The sequence below is a fragment of the Marinobacter sp. 1_MG-2023 genome, from assembly GCF_030549045.1.
Classification (GTDB): domain Bacteria; phylum Pseudomonadota; class Gammaproteobacteria; order Pseudomonadales; family Oleiphilaceae; genus Marinobacter.
The window spans coordinates 193994-214480 of the sequence record NZ_JAUOST010000006.1 but is presented as its reverse complement, the minus strand read 5'-3'; the positions used below and the strand labels follow the sequence as shown (position 1 = coordinate 214480).

General features: G+C 53.7%; 19 protein-coding genes. 17 read left to right on the top strand and 2 right to left on the bottom strand.

Annotated features, from left to right (window positions below; translation table 11 throughout):
- Window positions 1-12: 12 nt before the first annotated feature.
- The 4 genes from tgt (at window position 13) to secF (ending at window position 4446) form a co-directional block, all read left to right on the top strand.
- Window positions 13-1134: a tRNA guanosine(34) transglycosylase Tgt gene (gene tgt / locus Q4606_RS15190; RefSeq protein WP_303596185.1), complete on the top strand. Its 1122-nt coding sequence runs from the start codon at window positions 13-15 to the stop codon at window positions 1132-1134.
- A gap of 63 nt (window positions 1135-1197) precedes the next feature.
- A complete protein-coding gene (yajC, locus tag Q4606_RS15185) occupies window positions 1198-1530 on the top strand; it encodes a preprotein translocase subunit YajC (protein WP_303596186.1) in 333 nt (110 codons plus the stop codon).
- Window positions 1531-1625: 95 nt separating this feature from the next.
- Window positions 1626-3500: a protein translocase subunit SecD gene (gene secD, locus Q4606_RS15180; RefSeq protein ID WP_303608055.1), complete on the top strand. Its 1875-nt coding sequence runs from the start codon at window positions 1626-1628 to the stop codon at window positions 3498-3500.
- Entirely contained in the window at window positions 3493-4446 is a 954-nt protein-coding gene (gene secF / locus Q4606_RS15175; protein WP_303595735.1) for a protein translocase subunit SecF, read from the top strand. The genes secD and secF overlap by 8 nt, the downstream gene beginning before the upstream one ends.
- Window positions 4447-4549: 103 nt before the next feature.
- Here the strand turns inward: secF and Q4606_RS15170 are convergent, their stop codons facing one another.
- A complete protein-coding gene (locus Q4606_RS15170) occupies window positions 4550-5350 on the bottom strand; it encodes an inositol monophosphatase family protein (RefSeq protein ID WP_303608054.1) in 801 nt (266 codons plus the stop codon).
- 185 nt (window positions 5351-5535) lie between these two features.
- On the opposite strand from Q4606_RS15170, the gene trmJ reads away from it, so the two are divergent.
- From trmJ to der, 13 genes are all read left to right on the top strand, one after another.
- Entirely contained in the window at window positions 5536-6399 is an 864-nt protein-coding gene (gene trmJ / locus Q4606_RS15165) for a tRNA (cytosine(32)/uridine(32)-2'-O)-methyltransferase TrmJ (protein WP_303608053.1), read from the top strand.
- A complete protein-coding gene (gene cysE, locus Q4606_RS15160; protein ID WP_303595738.1) occupies window positions 6392-7165 on the top strand; it encodes a serine O-acetyltransferase in 774 nt (257 codons plus the stop codon). The genes trmJ and cysE overlap by 8 nt, the downstream gene beginning before the upstream one ends.
- Before the next feature lie 77 nt (window positions 7166-7242).
- The gene (gene iscR, locus Q4606_RS15155; protein WP_303595739.1) at window positions 7243-7740 is read left to right on the top strand and encodes a Fe-S cluster assembly transcriptional regulator IscR; all 498 of its coding nucleotides are present in this window, start codon (window positions 7243-7245) and stop codon (window positions 7738-7740) included.
- 18 nt (window positions 7741-7758) lie between these two features.
- On the top strand, window positions 7759-8907 hold the full coding sequence (locus Q4606_RS15150; protein WP_303608052.1) for an IscS subfamily cysteine desulfurase: 1149 nt from the start codon (window positions 7759-7761) through the stop codon (window positions 8905-8907).
- Between the two features lie 68 nt (window positions 8908-8975).
- Window positions 8976-9404 (top strand): nucleoside-diphosphate kinase, encoded by a 429-nt coding sequence (ndk, locus tag Q4606_RS15145; protein ID WP_303608051.1) that lies wholly within the window; start codon window positions 8976-8978, stop codon window positions 9402-9404.
- 62 nt (window positions 9405-9466) lie between these two features.
- On the top strand, window positions 9467-10579 hold the full coding sequence (gene rlmN / locus Q4606_RS15140) for a 23S rRNA (adenine(2503)-C(2))-methyltransferase RlmN (RefSeq protein ID WP_303595742.1): 1113 nt from the start codon (window positions 9467-9469) through the stop codon (window positions 10577-10579).
- A gap of 78 nt (window positions 10580-10657) precedes the next feature.
- Window positions 10658-11428 (top strand): type IV pilus biogenesis/stability protein PilW, encoded by a 771-nt coding sequence (pilW, locus tag Q4606_RS15135; RefSeq protein WP_303608072.1) that lies wholly within the window; start codon window positions 10658-10660, stop codon window positions 11426-11428.
- Complete coding sequence (locus Q4606_RS15130; RefSeq protein WP_303608050.1) at window positions 11418-12443, top strand: RodZ domain-containing protein; 1026 nt, start codon at window positions 11418-11420, stop codon at window positions 12441-12443. The genes pilW and Q4606_RS15130 overlap by 11 nt, the downstream gene beginning before the upstream one ends.
- A 35-nt stretch (window positions 12444-12478) precedes the next feature.
- Window positions 12479-13597, top strand: a complete 1119-nt coding sequence (gene ispG / locus Q4606_RS15125; protein WP_303608049.1) for a flavodoxin-dependent (E)-4-hydroxy-3-methylbut-2-enyl-diphosphate synthase — start codon at window positions 12479-12481, stop codon at window positions 13595-13597.
- A gap of 38 nt (window positions 13598-13635) precedes the next feature.
- Window positions 13636-14916: a histidine--tRNA ligase gene (hisS, locus tag Q4606_RS15120; RefSeq protein WP_303608048.1), complete on the top strand. Its 1281-nt coding sequence runs from the start codon at window positions 13636-13638 to the stop codon at window positions 14914-14916.
- A 42-nt stretch (window positions 14917-14958) separates the two neighbouring features.
- Window positions 14959-15624 carry a tetratricopeptide repeat protein gene (locus tag Q4606_RS15115; RefSeq protein ID WP_303608047.1) on the top strand — a complete coding sequence of 222 codons (666 nt, stop codon included), beginning with the start codon at window positions 14959-14961 and terminating at the stop codon, window positions 15622-15624.
- 5 nt (window positions 15625-15629) lie between these two features.
- A complete protein-coding gene (gene bamB / locus Q4606_RS15110) occupies window positions 15630-16796 on the top strand; it encodes an outer membrane protein assembly factor BamB (RefSeq protein ID WP_303608071.1) in 1167 nt (388 codons plus the stop codon).
- Window positions 16797-16857: 61 nt separating this feature from the next.
- On the top strand, window positions 16858-18279 hold the full coding sequence (gene der / locus Q4606_RS15105) for a ribosome biogenesis GTPase Der (protein WP_303595747.1): 1422 nt from the start codon (window positions 16858-16860) through the stop codon (window positions 18277-18279).
- A gap of 26 nt (window positions 18280-18305) precedes the next feature.
- Here the strand turns inward: der and pta are convergent, their stop codons facing one another.
- Window positions 18306-20462: a phosphate acetyltransferase gene (gene pta, locus Q4606_RS15100; RefSeq protein WP_303608046.1), complete on the bottom strand. Its 2157-nt coding sequence runs from the start codon at window positions 20460-20462 to the stop codon at window positions 18306-18308.
- Window positions 20463-20487 lie beyond the last annotated feature (25 nt).

The following is a 20487-nucleotide window of genomic DNA, read 5'->3' as shown; positions in this document are numbered from 1 at the left end:
CAGCCCTGTTTCATGTCCTTTGAAAAATTGGGAGAAGATGGTCTGGCGCGACGCGGCAGGCTGACCTTTCCGAGGGGAACGGTTGAAACCCCGGCGTTTATGCCTGTAGGCACCTATGGAACGGTCAAAGGAATGTTGCCGCGCGATATTCACGAAATCGGCGCTGAAATCATCCTCGGTAATACGTTTCATCTAATGCTGCGCCCAGGCACAGAGGTGATAAAAGCCCACGGTGATCTCCACGACTTTACCCAGTGGAAAGGGCCGATCCTGACCGACTCTGGCGGATTTCAGGTTTTCAGTCTTGGCGAGATGCGCAAAATTACCGAAGAAAAAGTAACCTTCCGGTCACCGATAGACGGTTCACCGGTTGAGCTGTCACCGGAAATTGCGATACAGGTCCAGCGTGATCTCGGTTCGGATATCGTTATGATATTTGATGAGTGCACTCCATACCCTGCAACAGAGAAGCAGGCAAAGGACTCTATGGAGCTTTCACTGCGCTGGGCGAAGCGCAGCAAGGACGCCCATGAGGGTAATCCCGCAGCACTGTTTGGCATTGTTCAGGGTGGCATGTATGAGTCCCTGCGAGACCGTTCTCTGGAAGGCCTTACCGACATAGGTTTCGATGGTTATGCCATTGGTGGTCTGTCGGTAGGTGAGCCAAAAGAAGACATGATCCGCATCCTTGATCATTTGCCGCCGAAAATGCCGGCCGACAAACCTCGTTATCTGATGGGGGTAGGGCGCCCGGAAGATCTCGTTGAAGGGGTAAGGCGCGGTGTCGACATGTTCGATTGCGTGATGCCTACGAGAAATGCCCGTAATGGTTACCTGTTCACATCTACCGGCATCGTAAAGATCCGCAATGCCAGGCATCGTCACGATACCTCACCGTTGGATGATCGGTGTGACTGCTACACTTGCAAGAATTTTTCGAGAAGTTACCTGCATCATCTGGATAAGTGTGGAGAAATGCTGGGTTCCCAGCTTAATACAATCCATAACTTGCGCTTCTATCAGAACCTGATGGCTGGATTGCGCGGCGCCATTGAAGCAGGTACATTGTCGGACTTTATAAGCGACTTCTATGCTCTGCGCGGCGAGACAGTGCCAGCGCTGGGTAATGGGTAACTATTTTTGCTTAATCAACGGAGAGTTTTAATGAAATCAGTCAAGTTGTTTTTAGCCGGCCTAATGGCAATGATGCCCGCACTTGCGATGGCTCAGGAAGCGGGTCCTGCTGGTGGCATGGGTGTTATGGGCCAGGTGATCTTCTTCGCCGGCTTTATTCTGATTTTCTACTTCCTGATCTGGCGCCCGCAATCCAAGCGCGCTAAAGAGCACAAAACACTGATGTCAGGCCTTAACAAGGGTGACGAAGTGGTTACATCCGGCGGCATTGCCGGAAAAATCACGAAAGTAACCGACGATTTCATCATTGTTGAAATTGCTGACAATGTTGAGATCAAGGTACAGAAAGTCGCTGTTGCCGCTGCATTGCCGAAAGGTACGCTCAAAGATATCTGAGCAAGGTCTCTCAGGGCCGGCCTTGATACCCGCCGGCCTGAACCTTCCTGGCTGAAACACCAAGGCTGGCTTCAGGGCCGGCTACAAGGGATCCCATGCTGAACAAGTACCCGCTTTGGAAAAACCTGATTATCCTGATCGCGATTCTGATCGGGTTTATCTACGCTCTACCCAATCTTTTCCCCGATGACTACGCTGTGCAGATTACCGGTGCGCGCAGTAGTACCGAAGTTAATTCTGCCGTGCTCGAGAGGGCGCTCAAGGCTTTGGAATCGGATGGTATCGAGGTTAAAAGCAGTTCTCTTGAGGATCGGGATGCCCTTATCCGGTTGACCAGTTCCGATGATCAACTGCGCGCCCGGCCAGCGGTTCAGGCCGCTCTTGGTAGAGACTATCTTGTTGCTCTCAATATGGCAGCTTCGACACCCTCCTGGCTGAGAAGCCTGGGTGCAGGGCCGATGAAACTCGGCCTCGACCTCCGTGGCGGTGTTCACTTCCTGCTCGAAGTCGATATGGATACAGCCGTTGGCCAGAGACTGGAAGCTGTCTCCGGCCAGATAAAGCGAGAGCTTCGTGAAGAGCGCGTTCGTTATCGCGGCGGTGATGTTGAAGGTGACCGTGATATCGTCCTGAGTTTTCGTGATGAAGCCTCCCGGTCTGAAGCTTTTGACTTGATCAAGCGTCAGTACAACGAGTTTTTGCTCGACGAGCGAACCAGTGGTGACGAGTTTTTGATTGTTCTTACCTTGTCAGAAGCTGAGGTGACTGCCATTCGCAAGTATGCCCTTGAGCAGAACCTGACCACTATCCGCAACCGGGTGAACGAACTTGGCGTTGCCGAGCCTCTGGTGCAGCAGCAGGGCGCTGACAGGATTATCGTAGAGCTGCCGGGTGTTCAGGATACGGCTCAGGCCAAACGTGTTCTTGGTGCTACAGCAAACCTGGAATTCCGTATGGAAGCTCGTCAGGATGCTGCGGCGAGCGAGACCGAGCAGTTCAGCTTCCGCGATGAGCTCCAGCGTAGTGCTCGCCTGGAGCGTGATGTCATTGCTACAGGTAATAACGTTGCGAATGCCCAGCAGGCGTTCGATGAAAACGGTCAGCCTCAGGTAAGTATCACCATGGACTCGGTGGGCGGCGACTTGATGAACCGGGCGACGCGCAATGCCATAGGCCGTCGCATGGCCGTACTGTTTATTGAATTCCGCACGGAAACCGAGACCAGAATGGTCAATGGCGAGCCGGTGGAGTCAGAAAAGCGGGTTGTTGAGAAAGGTATTATCAGCCTGGCTACTGTTCAGTCAGCATTGGGCAGCAGCTTCCGCATTACAGGTCTGGACTCCATTCCTGAGGCCGCGGAACTTGCACTGCTTCTGCGAGCCGGTGCTTTGGCTGCGCCCATGTACTTTGTACAGGAGCGCACTATCGGGCCAAGCCTGGGTCAGAAGAATATTGATGCGGGCATGATGTCAGTGGCTCTCGGGTTTATCCTTGTGCTTCTGTACATGCTGGTTTATTACCGGGGCTTCGGGGTTGTGGCAAATATTGCTCTGACCATCAACCTGATGCTTCTTATAGCGTGCATGTCCATTCTCTCGGCCACACTGACCTTGCCTGGTATCGCCGGCATCGTATTGACTGTGGGTATGGCGGTCGATGCCAATGTGCTTATATTTGAGCGCATAAAAGAGGAGCTCAAAGGGGGTGTATCACCCCAGATGGCGATCAACACAGGTTACTCCCGCGCCTTTGTGTCCATTTTCGATGCGAACATCACGACTTTGCTTGTAGCTATTATTCTATTCGCAATGGGCTCGGGCCCGGTCAAAGGTTTCGCGGTGACATTGTGCATCGGGATCCTGACGTCCATGTTCTCCGGGCTGATGGTTAGCCGGAGTATCGTCAATACCGTCTATGGCGGCCGCAGGGTCGAGAAACTGTCGATCGGAGGAAAGATCGCCAATGTCTGATGATCAGAAGAAGCCGTTTGATTTTATGGGGTTCCGGAAGATTGCTTCTGTTATCTCCATTTCACTGATAGTAGTTTCCATTGTGCTTCTGGGAGTCCGTGGCCTTAACTTTGGCATGGACTTCACTGGCGGCACGTCCGTTGAGCTGGAGTATAAGGAAGCGCCTCTGCTCGACGAGGTTCGTTCGACGCTCACGGAGGCGGGGTACGACCAGTTTGTAGTGCAGAACTTTGGTGCCGATACCATTGTTCTGGTGCGTTTGTCTGAAGCCGGTAATGACCAGCTTGCCCAGGAGATCACCAGCGCTCTTGAGGCTGGTGGTGATGAGCTTGAGCTGATCGGTTCCGAATTTGTGGGGTCGCAGGTTGGTGATGAGCTTAAAGAGGATAGTGGCCTCGGCCTTCTTCTGGCGCTCGCCGTGGTGCTCATCTATGTGGGTATGCGATTCCAGTTCAAATTCGGTATCGCGTCGGTAGTGCCTTTGGCCCACGACGTTATTATCGTTCTCGGGCTTTTCGCATTGTTCCAGTGGACCTTCGATCTGACTGTTCTTGCAGCCTTGCTGGCCGTTATCGGTTACTCGCTGAACGACACCATTGTTGTGGCGGATCGCATCCGTGAAAACTTTCGGAAAATGCGGGAAGGCGAGCCCTGGGATATCATCAATGAGTCTATCCACCAGACCATTGCCCGTACTATTAACACGTCGGGCACCACGCTGGTGGTTTTGCTGGCTTTGTATTTCCTGGGTGGAGAAGCGATCAATAACTTCGCGCTTGCGTTGATCATCGGTGTTGTCGTAGGTACCTATTCGTCCATCTATGTATCTGCCAACCTCTTGATGGCAATGAGCGTTTCTCGCGAAGACCTGATGGTTCCAGCGAAAGAAGGTACTGGCGATTCCGAAGAAGACGAGCAGCCACCGGAATGGCTTAACCGTATGTGATTTTCCCGGGGCGAATCTCCGGGCACAAAAAAACCGCCACTTTCCAGTTGGCGGTTTTTTTGTGCCCGGAATCTGATATTTGATTCAGAACCGGGTGTTTGCTTTAAGCAGGTATGCGACCGCGGAACGGCTGGAGTACTTTAAGCACTTCCCGGAACAGCTTGGGGTTCGCAACCACCAGCTGTCGCGCTTTGCCAGTTGATGGATTCCCTGAAAAATCGCCGGTCAGTGCACCGGACTCCATTGCCAGGGTTACGCCAAGATCCAGATCTACAGTTTCCGGGCGGAATATAACCGCTGCATCCAGAAGACCCGCAGAAACCCGGGCGATATCCAGAACCACACAGCCTGATGTGCGGAACATGCCTGAGTTCTGAGCCAGCACGGCGGCCATTTCGCCCCAAAGCAGGGGGTTGTCGCCTTTGCGTGCCTGGTCAAGCAAGTTGCTTGCAAAGGCCGCTTTTTCTGTATGCCGAACTTCTGAAGCGCGAACTCTGCGGCTGTTCAATGCGGCACCGCGTCCACGGCTGGCGGAGTATTCCTCGCCTGTAACCGGGTTCACCAGAAGCAGGTTTTCAGTGCGGTTGTTCTTCTTTTGTGCCAGTGCCAGGGCAAATTCAGGGATGCCTCTGAGGAAATTTTCGCGACCCATGGTCGGGAAAATATGCCAGCTTCTCTCGCTGGTGCCGGCATCTGCTTCATTCAGCGGCGCGATGGTGTGATCTTTGTAGGCCTTTCCGAGTTGCTCAGCAAAATTGTCATAAATGGATTGCTCTACCCGGTCCAACTGAAGGCGACGTTCGTCGTCGTCCTTTCCGGTGGGCTCCTGGCGCTCGAAGTGGGCTTTCAGGTAATCCGACCCTTGGCGCGCAACGCGCAGGGCCATTTTAATAGCTGGTTCCATCTGAGTGTTCGTTATCCGGGTGTGTGAAGGCCGGGTATGATAGCAAAAGAACCTTGCTCTTGTATGCTTTTTGACTCAGGAATAGCACGGATAACGCCATATGAGGAGTTTTTCGGGGGGAGCAGAAAGCGAGTCGTTTCTGCTATCATTGCCGGCCTTAAATTTTAACTTTGGGCTTGCAGCCAATGCACAAACCATCTCCCCCGCTGGAAGGACCGGACGCATTTCAGGATCAGATCCGGATTGTCCTTGTAGAGACTTCTCACTCAGGCAATATTGGTGCTGTTGCCCGGGCCATGAAGAACATGGGGCTTGCCAACCTATGGATGGTAAATCCGAACTCATTTCCTGATGAGGCCTCATACGCCCGTGCCGCCGGTGCTTCCGATATTCTGGATCGGGCCCAGGTAGTTCCAACGCTGGATAAGGCTCTGGAAGATTGTGTCATGGTGTTGGGCACCAGTGCCCGGGGGCGCAAGGTGCCCTGGCCAGTTGTGCCACCACCTGAGGCGGCTGCAATTGCGGCCGAAAATAGCCTTTCTGGCCCGGTGGCCCTGGTTTTCGGGCGGGAAAATCACGGCTTGAGTAATGATGAGCTTCAGCGCTGCCATTACCACATCCATATTCCATCGAACCCGGATTACAGTTCTCTGAATTTGGCGATGGCTGTGCAGATCATGTGCTACGAATTGCGCATGCTTTTTTTGCGTAACCTTGAAGGCGGCGAAGGTAGTCCCTATTTAAAGCCGATGCTGGCACCGGGTGATGCGGGTTGGGATGTATCACCCGCCAAGGTGGGGGATGTTGAGAGCTTTTTCGTCCATCTTGAGCAGACGCTGCATGATGTCGATTTCCATCGCCGAGACAATCCGCGGCAGTTGATGTCTCGTTTGCGCAGGCTGTTTCAGCGGGCAAAACTCGATCGGATGGAGATCAATATTCTTCGGGGGATCCTGAGCGCGGTGCAGAAAGCTGCGGGGGTGTCTGGGAACACGAAACAAACCGAGGCCGGTTCAGAACCGACCGGACAGGAAGATCGCCATGTTTAGGCATTTGCGTGAAGATGTAAAAAGTGTATTTCACCGGGACCCTGCCGCCAGGAATACCTTTGAGGTGCTCACGAATTATCCGGGGCTGCATGCTCTGCTTATTCACCGGGTTTCTCACTGGCTTTGGAATGCAGGGCTGAAATGGCTGGCGCGCACTATCTCGACCCTGGCGCGTTGGTTTACCGGTATAGAAATACATCCCGGAGCCACGATTGGCCGGCGATTCTTTATTGATCACGGCATGGGTGTGGTGATTGGCGAGACGACTGTTATTGGGGATGATGTAACTCTATACCAGGGCGTCACTCTTGGCGGTACCAGCTGGAACAAGGGTAAGCGTCACCCCACTATTGGCGACGGCGTTGTTGTTGGTGCCGGCGCAAAGATTCTGGGGCCTTTTGAAGTGGGTGAGGGCGCCAAAATCGGATCGAACTCTGTTGTAACAAAAGCGGTACCGATCGGCGCGACGGTTGTGGGTATTCCGGGCAGGATCATTGTTAAGGAAAAAACGGAAGACGACGCCCGTCGCAAGGTCATGGAAGAGCGTATGGGCTTCGATGCCTATGGCGTAACCGAGGAGATGCCGGACCCGGTGGCGCGCTCTGTGAGGGCATTGCTGGATCATATGCATGCTGTCGATGATCGTATCGAGACCATGTGCAAGGCGCTCCGTAAGGTTAACAGTGAGTACCAGAATGGCGAGTTGCCTGTACTGGATGAAGACGATTTTGACTGCGTGCGGGACGATAGAGAGGATCGGGACTGAATACTTGACTGGAATACTTGGTCAATTCATACTCGGACTCCGATATCGAGATTCAATCCCATCACGGGGCTGATGCCATGAAGTTGACTACCAAAGGCCGCTACGCCGTCACGGCAATGCTGGATCTTGCCCTTCACGGGGGGCAGGGGCCGGTTACTCTTGCGGATATTTCAGCCCGTCAGGAAATTTCTCTTTCCTACCTCGAGCAGTTATTCTCACGCCTCCGGCGCCGGCAACTAGTGGCCAGTATACGTGGTCCTGGAGGCGGTTATCGCCTGAGTCGTGTGGCTGCCGAGATATACATTGCGGACGTCGTCGACGCGGTTAGTGAGTCGCTCGATACCACAAGGTGTGGAAATAAAGGCGATTGCCAGAATGGTGAGAAATGCCTGACACACCACCTTTGGTCTGATCTGAGTGATCAGATTCATCAGTTTCTCAGCGAGATAAGCCTCGGTGATCTGATGGAAAGACATGAAATCCGCCAGGTTGCGGACAGGCAGAACCGTCTTCAGGTTGATGGCGGCTCTGACACGATTAATACCGAGCGTCTGACAGATCAGGCGCCCGCCTGAATCAAGCCTCTGTATTCTATGAAAAAGCCCGTATACCTCGACTACGCGGCAACGACGCCCGTTGACCCCGCAGTCGCTGATGAAATGATCAAGTATCTTACCCCCGATGGCCTTTTCGGCAATCCGGCATCCCGTTCCCATGGATTTGGCTGGCAAGCGGAATCCGCTGTCGAGTCGGCTCGAGGCCAGGTTGCGAATCTGATTCACGCCGACCCCCGCGAAATTGTCTGGACTTCTGGCGCTACAGAGTCAGATAACCTTGCGATCAAGGGGGCGGTTGCCGGTCGTGATAATGCGCACATCGTAACGTCAACTATTGAGCACAAGGCTGTAGTGGATACCTGCAGGTGGCTGGAAGGGCAGGGTGTTGTGGTTACCTGGCTGAACCCTGACAGCGACGGTCGTATTCAGCCGGTTCAGGTATTCAATGCACTCAGGCCGGAGACGGTCCTGGTGAGCCTGATGCTGGTGAATAATGAACTGGGTTGTGTAACGGATATAGCAACTATTGGTGCAGAACTCCGCAGTCGTGGTGTGATGTTTCATGTGGATGCGGCCCAGGCTGCCGGCAAAATGCCCATTGACGTTACGACCATGCCTGTGGATCTGATGTCTCTCTCTGGTCATAAGGTCTATGGCCCCAAGGGTGTTGGTGCTCTCTACGTCAGGCGCTCGCCCGATGTGCGCATAGAAGCTCAGATTCATGGCGGCGGCCACGAGCGCGGCATGCGTTCAGGAACCCTGCCTACGCACCAGATTGCCGGTATGGGTAAGGCGTTTGCGATTGCTGAGGCCGGCCTTGAGGAGGAGATGCATCACCTTGAGTCTCTGCGCTCATCGTTTCTGCATGGATTGAAGGACTTGTCCGGCGTTACCCTCAATGGCTCCGATAGTGTTCGCGTGCCCGGGATTGTGAATCTGTCGTTCGACGGCGTCGATGCAGAGTCTCTGATGCTCGGGCTCCGGGATCTGGCGGTTTCCTCGGGTTCCGCCTGCGCCTCCGCGGCCGTAGAGCCCTCTTTTGTGCTCCGTGGTATTGGTTTAAGTGATGAACAGGCCAATCGCGCTTTACGATTTTCCTTCGGGCGTTACACGACCGCAGAAGAAATCGCCTTTGCCAGCGCGCAAATTGTTGATGTTGTTACTCGTCTTCGTGCAGTGCGGTAGGCAGTAGGCCTCCGACTGCGTATAATCGCAGGCCTGAAATTTACCCAAACCCTAATAGGAGAAATACCATGGCTAACGAGCGCACGCTTTCTATTATCAAGCCTGATGCAGTCGCAAAAAATGTAATTGGTGAGATTTATAGCCGCTTCGAGAAGGCTGGCCTGAACATCGTTGCTGCACGCATGATGCATCTTACCCAGGAGCAGGCTGAAGGCTTTTACGCTGAACACAAAGAGCGCCCGTTCTTCAACGATCTGGTTGCCTTCATGACTTCCGGCCCTGTTGTTGTTCAGGCTCTTGAAGGCGAAGGCGCCATCCTGAAAAACCGTGACCTGATGGGTGCTACCAACCCGAAGGAAGCTGAAGCAGGCACCATTCGCGCTGACTTCGCTTCATCTATCGATGCGAACGCGGTTCACGGATCTGACTCTGCTGCTTCTGCAGAGCGCGAAATCGCATATTTTTTCAATGACAACGAGATCTGCCCGCGCGGCTGATTACGTTGATCGGGGGCTGCCTCCGGCAGTCTCCGTATTGGTTATCTGATTGAGGTTATAAAATGACAGCGGCCGCTGAAAAGACCAACCTGCTAGGAATGCCGAAGGACAAGCTTGAGGCGTTCTTCGATTCTCTGGGGGAAAAGCGTTTTCGCGCTACTCAGATCCTGCAGTGGATGCATCAGCGTGGCGTGGATGACTTCGATCAAATGACCAATGTGAGCAAATCCCTACGGGACAAGCTCAAGCAAGTGGCTGAGGTTCGCGGCCCCGAAGTTGTCTATGACGAAACATCGAAGGATGGCACCCGAAAGTGGGTCATGCGCATGGATAACGGTAACAGTGTAGAAACTGTGCTGATCCCCGATGGAGAGCGGGGTACTTTGTGTGTTTCTTCGCAAATCGGCTGCACGCTTGATTGCACTTTCTGCTCAACCGGCAAGCGCGGCTTCAATCGCAACCTGACCGCTGCCGAAATCATCGGGCAGGTATGGGTCGCACGCAAGGCCTTTATGCCGTTTGAGCCGGGCCCGGACAGGCCGATTACCAACGTTGTCATGATGGGGATGGGTGAGCCTCTGATGAATTTCGACAACGTGGTGGATGCCATGAATCTGATGATGGAGGATCTCGCTTACGGTATCTCCAAGCGTCGGGTTACGTTGAGCACTTCCGGGGTCGTGCCAGGTATTGACCGTCTTGCAGAAGTTACGGATGTTTCACTGGCCATTTCTCTACATGCGCCCAATGATGAGTTGAGGAACAAGTTGGTTCCGCTCAATAAGAAATACCCGATCGCCGAGCTTCTGGCGGCAACGCGTCGTTACTTTAGCCGTTTGCCGGAAAAGCGAAAAGCGACTATAGAATACACGGTCATTGAAGGTATGAACGACAAACCGGAGCATGCCGTGGAGTTGGCTGAATTGCTGCGGGATCTTCCCTGCAAGATCAACCTTATTCCCTTCAATCCGTTTCCTGAGAGTGACTTCCGGCGGCCCAGCATGAATGCTACCCGGCGGTTTCAGGCTGTCTTGAACGATGCCGGTTATATCGCAACGATCAGGACGACTCGGGGCGATGATATTGACGCTGCCTGTGGCCAGTTGGTTGGAAAGGTAGAAGACCGCACCCGTAGAAGCCAACGTTATATAAATGTTCAGCAGGTGAACCCCTGAATCCGGGCCCCTGCGATGCTCAATCTGCGAGGAACGCAATCTGTGCCTAAAAAACTGCTGACTGGACGTTTTGCTGTCATGGCAACCTTGTTGTGCACTCTCTTGATCACAGGGTGTGTCACAACAACCGACAGCCGTTTCTCCCGCGAGGCCGATCGGCAGAAAGCCGTTGAAGGTTATGTCCAGCTTGCGACGGCTTATATCGGCCAGGGTAATATTGAGCGGGCGAGGCATCATCTTGATCGAGCGCTGGAGCTGTCTCCGGATAGCTCTTCTGCACTGGCGGCCCAAGGGTTGATCTATAACTCAGATGGCGAGCCTGAGCTTGCAGAAAAGAGCTTCCAGCAGGCAATTTCCAACGATTCCGGTTATACACGCGCCAGAGTGTATTACGGTGCATTTTTATATTCCCAGGGGCGAATGGATGAATCCCGCGACCAGTTTCGGGCTGCGTCCAGGGACACAGAGTACAGCGATCGTGCGTCCATTTTTTATAATCTTGGTATGACCCAGGAACGACTCGGCGAGATGGATGAAGCTATAGTCTCTTATCGTCGTGCCTCCGAGTTGAGCCGTGGCGACGCCCGGTCACTGCTTTCGCTGTCCCGCGTGATGGCGGCTTCCGGCGACATGGATGGCGCTGCGCATTACTACAATCGACTGTTGCTGATCATGCAAAGAACCGAAGGACTGCAGCATTCGCCTGAAAGCCTGTTAACGGGTATACGCATTGCGCGCTATCGTGGAGATGTAAACCAAGAGTCCAGCATGGTGTTGCAACTGAAAAACAAGTACCCGGAGTCAGTAGAGTATCAACAATACAAGGCGCTGATTTCCAATGACAAGTGATGAGATTCAACAGACTGCGTCGACGGAAACCGTTGGTCAGCAACTTAAGAAAGCTAGAGAAAGGCATGGACTAAGCGTTGCCCAGATAGCCGATGCGCAGCATTTGAGAAATGGCGTCATCCAGGCAATCGAAAATGACGATCATAGCCAGATCGACAGTGAACTTTTTCTTAAAGGCTATGTTCGGGCTTATGCAAAGCAGGTTGGTCTCGACGGGGACGCAATTATTGCGGACCTCAATCTTGAACTTGAGCCATTGCGGCAAAAGAAAGCGCGCGAACTGGAAGCCAATCCATTGGTGGATATCGAGCGGCGTAAGCGCAGAAAGCGCAGGGTTGGCAAACTGCTGTTACTTATCCTGGCAGTTCTGCTCGTAGCGGCTCTTGTTGTCATGTTTGTGGTACCTAAGTTCAGCACCGGTGATTCCGGCGCGTCACTTTCCACAATGACGGCACCGGATGAGAGGGCTTTGGACGCAGATTCGTTGGGTGAGTCGGAAACACTGCCAAACCTGAACAGCGATGATCCTGAACCTGCAGTTGAAACAGCAGACGCATCTGTGAACAACGATGCCGATCAAGCTCAAGCTCAAACGGAGAATCTGCCAGCGACAACAGGTGCCGAGCCGGAGGAGACCTTTGCGGCTGAAGCTGAATCGGCAACATCTGTGCAGTCCGGTGACATTGTAGAAGACCAGATACCGGTGGTTGCTCAGTCCACAGAGCCCGCGTTGGCTCAGCCATCTCTAACTGCAGATGCGAGCCCCGTATCAGGCAGGCTGGAAATAGATTTCGCCGGCGATTGCTGGGTTCAGGTGCAGGATGCGACTGGCACCCGGCTGACAAGCTCCCTGAGAAGAGCGGGTGAGAAGCTTGAAGTGACCGGAGAGGCGCCTCTGACCGTTGTGATTGGTGCTGTTAATACCGTAAAAGCGATGCGCTTCCAGGGAGAATCTGTGGATATTGGTGATTTCCCCGTTGAGAACAACCGTGCGGAGTTCACCCTCACAATCTGAAAATTTTTGCATTAATCTATTTCGGTCCCAAGCACATGAAACACGAATCCCCGATCATAAGACGCAAATCCCGCCAGATCATGGTTGGAAATGTACCCGTTGGCGGTGATGCGCCAATCGCGGTGCAAAGCATGACCAACACGAATACTTGCGATGTTGATGCGACGGTAGGCCAGATTGTCGCGTTGCAGGATGCAGGTGCTGATATCGTGAGGGTTTCGGTACCTTCCATGGAAGCTGCTGATGCCTTCGGAAAGATCCGTGATCGGGTTTCGGTGCCACTGGTTGCAGACATTCACTTTGACCACAAGATTGCGCTGCGGGTTGCCGAATTAGGCGTGGATTGCCTGCGTATCAATCCAGGCAATATTGGCCGTGAAGACCGTGTGAGTGCCGTGATCAGCGCAGCGCGTGATCGTAATATTCCGATTCGCATTGGTGTGAACGCAGGCTCTTTGGAAAAGGAACTCCAGCGTAAGTATGGAGAGCCGACTCATGACGCATTGGTTGAGTCGGCCATGCGCCATATTGACATTCTCGACCGTCATGACTTCCAGGATTTCAAGGTCAGCCTGAAAGCTTCGGAAGTTTTCATGACGGTAGCCGCATATCGCAAAATTGCCTCCCAGATTGAGCAGCCGCTTCACCTTGGCATCACCGAGGCCGGCGGCCTCCGTTCAGGCACGGTGAAGTCTTCCATTGGCCTCGGCATGCTGCTGATGGACGGTATCGGCGATACCATTCGGGTTTCTCTGGCGGCGGACCCGGTTCAGGAGATCAAGGTTGGTTTCGATATCCTCAAAAGCCTGCGCTTACGCAGCCGGGGTATCAATTTTATTGCCTGTCCAAGCTGCTCTCGCCAGAACTTCGATGTTATTCAGACCATGAACGATCTGGAAGTGCGCCTGGAAGATGTGAACGAAGCTCTGGATGTTGCCATCATTGGCTGCATTGTAAATGGCCCTGGTGAAGCAAAAGTGGCGGATATCGGACTGACCGGCGGAAGCCCCAAAAACCTGTTTTACAGGGCAGGTAAGCCGAATCAGAAGCTTGATAATGCAAGCCTTACCGATGACCTTGAGCGGTTGATTCGTGCAGAGATTGCCCAGCGCAAAGAGCAGGAAGATGCCATCATTGCGCGTTCAGACAAATGATCGTTTACCTCGTATTCAGAAAGATTTAAGGGTTTACATTGGCTAAGATTCAGGCAATACGCGGGATGAACGATATCCTGCCAGAACAGACACCTTTGTGGCAGTTTGTTGAAGACACCGCACGCAGGGTTTTGCGGCAATATGGTTATCAGGAGATCCGAATGCCCGTGGTGGAGCAGACGGATCTCTTCAAGCGCTCCATCGGTGAGGTTACAGACATCGTTGAAAAGGAGATGTACACCTTTGAGGATCGCAACGGTGACAGTCTGACTCTGCGACCGGAAGGTACCGCTGGATGCGTCCGTGCGGCAGAAGAGCACGGCTTATTGTTTAACCAGACTCGCAGATTGTGGTACACAGGCCCCATGTTCAGGCATGAGCGGCCGCAGAAGGGCCGTTACCGTCAGTTCCATCAAATCGGTGTTGAGTGTTTTGGCATTCAGGGCCCGGACATTGACGCGGAGCTGCTGATTCTCACGGCAAGGCTTTGGCAAGAGCTTGGTCTTGGCACGCATGCACGCCTTGAAATCAACTCCATTGGCTCTTCACAGGCACGCAAAGAGTTTCGTTGCGCCTTGGTGGACTACCTGGGGCAGTATAAAACGCAGCTTGATGAAGATAGCCAGCGACGCCTCGATACCAATCCGCTGCGTATTCTTGATAGTAAAGACCCGGGCACGCGCAAACTGCTTACAGACGCGCCGCGTCTGGAAAGTTATCTTGACGCCGAATCACGGGAACACTTCGACCAGCTCAAGAAACTTCTTGATGCAGCAGGGATTGCCTACACCGTTAACCCGGCCCTTGTTCGCGGGCTCGACTACTACGGCAAAACTGTTTTCGAATGGGTTACCGATAGTCTCGGCGCCCAGGGCACTATTTGTGCGGGTGGGCGGTATGATGGCCTGGTTGAACAGCTTGGCGGGAAACCGACGTCTGCAGTTGGCTTTGCTATGGGCCTTGAACGCCTCATTTTATTACTCGATACGCTCGGACTGGTGCCAGAGGAAGCCAACAGTAACGCGGATGTATATGTAACGGCTATGGGTGAAGCGGCGGTCGCACCGGCTCTGGCTCTTGCTGAGACTTTGCGTAACGAACTGAAAGGCCGGGTAATTGTCAGTCATTGCGGTGGTGGTAGCTTCAAGAGTCAGATGAAAAAAGCAGACAAAAGTGGCGCTCGCTACGCTGTGATTCTTGGAGAGAATGAGCTGGAGAATGCCACGGCAGGCCTCAAGCCGCTGCGATCGGGCGAAGAGCAGAGTAGCGTTGCGCAGAGTGATTTGGCAGCCGTGCTTGCGAAAGCCCTGACAAACTGATCCGTACGAACATAAAAGTAAAAAACCATTACAGGAGTCAACATGGCGGAATTGCGCACCGAAGAAGAACAGGTACAGGCGATCAAGGACTGGTGGAAGCGGAATGGTAGTTCTCTGCTCATTGGTATCGGTGCCGCCCTGGCGATTGTATTCGGCTGGCAGGCCTGGCAGAACCATCAGGACCAGCAGCGCGCAGAGGCAGCCAATCAATTTGCGACGCTGTTGAACGCGTTTTCCAACGAAGCCGACGAAACGTCGGGCGAGACAGTGGCTTTCGTAGCAAAAACCCTGCAAGAGGATTATACCGACAGTGCATACGCGGTATATGGAAATCTGATTCTTGCTCGTCAGCAGTTGGTTGAGGATAACGACGCCGAAGCGGCGATTGATTCGCTTGAATGGGCCCTTGGAAAAGCGGGCGAGCATAAGGCTCTGGCGCTAGTCGTTCGCAATCGCCTTGCCCGGGCGCAGTTCTCCGCTGCACAGTATGACGATGCGCTGGCCACCATTGATGGTGCTGGAAGTGTTGAAAATACAGGTGCCTTTGCGGCAATTTTCTCTGAGCTACGTGGCGATATTCTACTGGCGCAGGGTAACGAAGAGGGTGCTCGGGACGCTTATTTGGCAGCTCGGGAGCAGGGTCAGCAAAGCCGTACCGGCATTCTGGAACTCAAACTGTCTGACCTGGGCGTAGGAGAGGAGGCCTGATGCGGATGACTGGTAGCGGGCTGGTCCGGGCTGGCGTCTTTACAGTTTTGGCGGCGGCGTTGGGTGTTTCCGGATGCAGCACCACTGATACCTTTGAACAGCCTGTGCCGGTTCCCGATGTGGACAGCACGGTTGAGTTCAAAACGGTGTGGAGTAAATCGGTTGGCGAGGGGCACGATGGTGACTTCCTGTACCTGTCACCATTAAATGCTGGCGAAACACTGTATGCCGCTTCTGCTGATGGTGAACTCTTAGCTCTGGATGCAGAGACAGGCAAGCTGCAATGGGAGCGTGATCTTGAAAGTCGTATCTTTGCCGGAGTTGGTGGCGATCGCACCCAACTTTATCTGGTTACCCGCGAAGCAGACCTGATTGCACTATCCCGGGAAGACGGCAGTGAACTCTGGCGCAGCGCCTTGCCAATGGAAGCGCTGGCCGCGCCCCAGTCAAACGGTAGTTTAGTGGTCGCCCAGACCACCGATGGTAGAGTCCTCGCTTTCGATACAACCAACGGTGAGAAACGTTGGCAGTATGATGGTGTAATTCCGGCGTTGTCTTTGCGCGCCGCGGCAGAGCCTTTGGTGGGCGGTGACGTTGTGATCGCGTCGTTTTCTAACGGCAAGCTTATTGCTTTGTCGGCGGACGCCGGTCAACCGCTTTGGCAATACGAAGTGGGGCAACCGCAGGGACGTACAGAACTTGAAAGGTTGGTAGACATTTCGGGGCAGCCGCTGGTTCTTGAGTCTGCGGTGATGGTCTCCGGGTATCAGGGAAAGCTTGCATTGGTTGATATCCGCACTGGCCAGGAAATCTGGAGCCGGAAGGCATCAAGCCTGCATTCTCCAATGATTGGCGGCGGTAATATCTACCTTTCATCTGCGAATGGTGATGTTGTTGCATACCGTGGTTCAGACCGCAGGGAGCTATGGCTTCAAGATGCGCTGTCCTGGCGTCAGTTGACCCAACCGGCCGTGTACGAGAATTATCTTGTGGTCGGAGATTATGAGGGCTATCTACACGTGTTGTCCGCTGATGACGGGAGCCTGGTAGGGCAGAAGAGTTATGACAGCGATGGCCTTCGGGTTCCGTTTCAGCGCCTGGCGAATGGAAACCTGATGGTTTTCGGAAACGGCGGTAAGCTGTCTGTATTCAAGCTGAGGGAGCGGAACTGATCCGCAAGCCCTCAACGCCCCGCTTAATGCGGGGCCTAAAACGACTTTATAGCGAATTATTATGACCCCAGTAATTGCCCTTGTCGGTCGGCCGAATGTTGGCAAGTCGACACTATTCAACCAGATGACGCGGTCCCGCGACGCTCTGGTGGCAGATTTTCCTGGCCTGACCCGGGATCGTAAATACGGTGAGGGCACCTACGAAGACCAGCGTTTTATCGTAATTGATACCGGTGGTCTTACCGGCATAGAAGAAGGGCTGGATGTCGAAATGGCACGGCAGTCGTTGCAGGCTATCGATGAGGCAGACATTGTTCTGTTTCTGGTCGATGGGCGCGCAGGGCTTATGGCGGGTGATGAGTTAATTGCTGATCACCTGCGCAGGTCGGGCAAAAAGGGCCATCTGGTGGTCAACAAGACTGATGGCCAGGACCCGGACATCGCTGCAGCCGACTTCTACAGCCTCGGATTTGATTCTATATTCATGATAGCGGCGTCCCATAACCGTGGCGTCCGTTCGATGTTGGAGTTGTTGCTTCCGTCTGAAGAAGACCGGGAGGAAGCCGATAACGCGAACAAGTACCCCGGAATTCGTATTGGCATTGTCGGCCGCCCCAATGTTGGTAAATCAACCCTGGTTAACCGCATGCTAGGGGAAGATCGCGTGGTGGTTTACGACATGCCAGGCACTACTCGGGACAGTGTTTACATTCCCTATGAGCGGCACGAAAAGCAATACACCCTGATTGATACGGCGGGGATACGGCGGCGTAAAAATGTTAATGAGGCGGTCGAAAAGTTTTCGATAATCAAAACGCTGAAAGCCATCGATGATGCCCATGTGGTGATACTTGTGATCGATGCAAGGGAAGGGCTCGTTGATCAGGACCTGCACCTGATTGGATTTGTTCTTGATGCCGGTCGTTCTCTGGTGGTTGCAGTCAATAAATGGGACGGGATGGATCCGGAAGAGCGTGCCAGGGTAAAAGAGCAGGTGAAGCGTCGCCTGGACTTTCTTGATTACGCTGACAAACACTATATATCCGCACTTCATGGATCTGGCGTGGGGGTTATGTATGAGTCGGTGGAAGCCTGCTATGAATCCGCCATGGCGAAGTGGCCGACCAACCGATTAACCACAATTCTCGAAGATGCAATTTCCCAGCACCAACCGCCTTTGGTTCGGGGCCGCAGAATCAAGCTGCGTTATGCTCACCAGGGTGGTTCAAACCCCCCGGTTATTGTTGTTCATGGTAATCAGACCGCAGCCTTGCCTGGCTCCTATAAACGCTACCTGGAAAATACGTTTCGCAAGGTACTTAAGGTGACGGGCTCGCCTATAAGGTTTGAGTTCCGCTCCAGTGAAAATCCTTTCGTTGGCAACGTTGACCGGAAAACGCCGCGCCAAAAGGTCAAGCAGGATAATGATCTGAAGGCAGGGCGCCGTGTGAAAAAGACCCGTCAGAAAAGCATCAAACGCTGACAGGCCTTTCTATTTAGCGGGGCGGCTCAGGCCAGCCCCGCGTCCTCTACCTGCTTTGCCTGCACCGCTGTCAACGCGATAGTAAACACAATATCCTCCACCAGCGCACCCCGTGAAAGGTCATTCACCGGTTTTCTCAGGCCCTGAAGCATTGGCCCGACACTTACTACATTTGCGCTTCGCTGAACCGCTTTGTAGGTGGTGTTGCCGGTGTTGAGATCGGGGAAGATGAACACCGTGGCTTTACCTGCAACCTTGCTTTCTGGCGCCTTGCTCCGGGCCACACTCTCGATGGCAGCCGCGTCGTATTGCAGGGGACCATCGATAAGCAGATCTGGCCGGCGTTCCCGGGCAATCCTTGTTGCCTCGCGCACCTTCTCCACATCATGCCCGCTTCCGGACGCTCCGGTACTGTAGCTGATCATCGCTACAATAGGTTCAATACCGAAGGCCTCAGCTGATTCGGCACTCTGAATGGCAATATCAGCGAGTTCTTCTGCGTTTGGGTCTGGGTTAATAGCGCAATCACCATACACCAGAACCTGCTGCGGCAGCAGCATGAAGAAAACCGAGGAGACAACCCGGGCCTGTTCGTGGGTTTTGATCAGCTGCAAAGCAGGGCGCACGGTGTTGGCTGTGGTATGTATGGCTCCTGAAACCAGCCCGTCGGCTTCATCCAGAGCGACCATCATGGTGCCCATGACGACATTGTCTTCAAGCATGGCTTCCGCCATGTCCGGGGCAAGACCCTTGTGTTTGCGCAACTCGACCATAGGTGCGACGTACTCTTTGCGCACGCGGGTAGGATCAATTATTTCAATGTCGTCAGGTAGCTCAAGACCATGTGAGGCCGCCACACCCCGGATTTCGCTTTCGTCGCCGATTAAAGCACAGCGCGCAAGTTTGCGTTGGTGACAAATGATTGCAGCCTGGAGGGTCCGCGGTTCACTGCCTTCCGGAAGCACAATGCGCTTGTTGGCCGCCCGGGCGCGCTCGGACAGCTGATAGCGAAACGCAGGGGGGGATAGCCGGCTCTGAATCTCAACGCGGAGGTGTTCCTGAAGCCAGTCTGTATCAATATTTGTTGCAACTGTTTCCATCGCCTTTTCGACCCTGTCGGGGTCATCGACAGGGATAGCTGTCGAAAGGTTTGCCAGTATATGTGCGGTTTCGTACGTATTTGTGGGCGAGCTGAGTACCGGCATGCCGGTGTGCAACGCACGAGAGCAAAGATCGATTACGCGCTGATCTGGCATTAGCCCGCCCGTCAGCAGGAGGCCTGCCAGAGGCACACCGTTCAAAGCCGCAACTGCTGTCGTTACGATAATATCTTCACGATCACCGGGGGTAACCATCAGTGTTCCCGGGCTCAGGGTCTCCGTCATGTTGCGGATAGACCTTGCGCATACAGAGACCTTCTGCACCCTGCGAGTATGCATCTGGCCTTCGTATAGCACCGGGAGACCAAGCTCTCGGGCAATATCGGAGACGCGGGGAGCCAGTAAATCGGACTGCCAGGGAATTTCGCCCAGCAAGCGGAAACGACCGTCTCGGAAGACCTTGCAGGCGTTCCGGTAGTCAGGGGTTTCGCATTCGGTCTGGTTGACAGTGCTGTAGGGTTCGAGCCCCGATCGCCCAGGATCACCAAGCTTGTTGAGAATAACTGCGATAACATCCTGCGCGGACACATCGGAAAATATACGTGCGGAGAAATCCAGTTCTTCGTCCAGTTCAGCCGCGCTACTTTTGCCCGGCGTGCTGACCAATACCACTTCGGAGCCGAGGTTTCGCGCCACTTCCACATTTAGCCGTGCTATGTAGGCTTCGCGGCGATCGGGAACCAGGCCTTCAATGATCACTACGTCGACATTTTTGGCAACCTTTTGGTACTCACCAACCACTGTTTCCATCAACAGGTCGGCTTTTCCACGGTTCAGCCACTGTTGCGCCTTTTTCAGCGGAATGGGGTCTGGTAACTGCAGGTGGCTGCGCGAGCGCACGAAGTTAACCGATGAGTCTTTACCATCGTTATGTATGGACTCCCCCAGATTAACCGACTGGGAAAAGGGCTTGTAGAATCCAACACTGATCCCCACACGCTCCATTGCGCGCAAAAGGCCCAGGCATACTGATGTAAGCCCTGAATCTATGGATGTGGGGGCGATAAACAGGCTTTTGGCCATAATGGAATTCCAGATAGTTACTTTG

Excerpts from the sequence above, each read along its gene's own strand:
- Q4606_RS15170 (WP_303608054.1), bottom strand. The coding sequence starts at position 5,350 with ATGGAACCAGCTATTAAAATGGCCCTGCGCGTTGCGCGCCAAGGGTCG.
- cysE (WP_303595738.1), top strand. The coding sequence starts at position 6,392 with ATGTTTAGGCATTTGCGTGAAGATGTAAAAAGTGTATTTCACCGGGAC.
- pta (WP_303608046.1), bottom strand. The coding sequence starts at position 20,462 with ATGGCCAAAAGCCTGTTTATCGCCCCCACATCCATAGATTCAGGGCTT.
- tgt (WP_303596185.1), top strand. The coding sequence starts at position 13 with ATGTCCTTTGAAAAATTGGGAGAAGATGGTCTGGCGCGACGCGGCAGG.
- secF (WP_303595735.1), top strand. The coding sequence starts at position 3,493 with ATGTCTGATGATCAGAAGAAGCCGTTTGATTTTATGGGGTTCCGGAAG.
- bamB (WP_303608071.1), top strand. The coding sequence starts at position 15,630 with ATGACTGGTAGCGGGCTGGTCCGGGCTGGCGTCTTTACAGTTTTGGCG.
- Q4606_RS15150 (WP_303608052.1), top strand. The coding sequence starts at position 7,759 with ATGAAAAAGCCCGTATACCTCGACTACGCGGCAACGACGCCCGTTGAC.
- ndk (WP_303608051.1), top strand. The coding sequence starts at position 8,976 with ATGGCTAACGAGCGCACGCTTTCTATTATCAAGCCTGATGCAGTCGCA.
- Q4606_RS15130 (WP_303608050.1), top strand. The coding sequence starts at position 11,418 with ATGACAAGTGATGAGATTCAACAGACTGCGTCGACGGAAACCGTTGGT.
- ispG (WP_303608049.1), top strand. The coding sequence starts at position 12,479 with ATGAAACACGAATCCCCGATCATAAGACGCAAATCCCGCCAGATCATG.
- secD (WP_303608055.1), top strand. The coding sequence starts at position 1,626 with ATGCTGAACAAGTACCCGCTTTGGAAAAACCTGATTATCCTGATCGCG.
- yajC (WP_303596186.1), top strand. The coding sequence starts at position 1,198 with ATGGCAATGATGCCCGCACTTGCGATGGCTCAGGAAGCGGGTCCTGCT.
- pilW (WP_303608072.1), top strand. The coding sequence starts at position 10,658 with ATGGCAACCTTGTTGTGCACTCTCTTGATCACAGGGTGTGTCACAACA.
- trmJ (WP_303608053.1), top strand. The coding sequence starts at position 5,536 with ATGCACAAACCATCTCCCCCGCTGGAAGGACCGGACGCATTTCAGGAT.
- iscR (WP_303595739.1), top strand. The coding sequence starts at position 7,243 with ATGAAGTTGACTACCAAAGGCCGCTACGCCGTCACGGCAATGCTGGAT.
- der (WP_303595747.1), top strand. The coding sequence starts at position 16,858 with ATGACCCCAGTAATTGCCCTTGTCGGTCGGCCGAATGTTGGCAAGTCG.
- rlmN (WP_303595742.1), top strand. The coding sequence starts at position 9,467 with ATGACAGCGGCCGCTGAAAAGACCAACCTGCTAGGAATGCCGAAGGAC.
- Q4606_RS15115 (WP_303608047.1), top strand. The coding sequence starts at position 14,959 with ATGGCGGAATTGCGCACCGAAGAAGAACAGGTACAGGCGATCAAGGAC.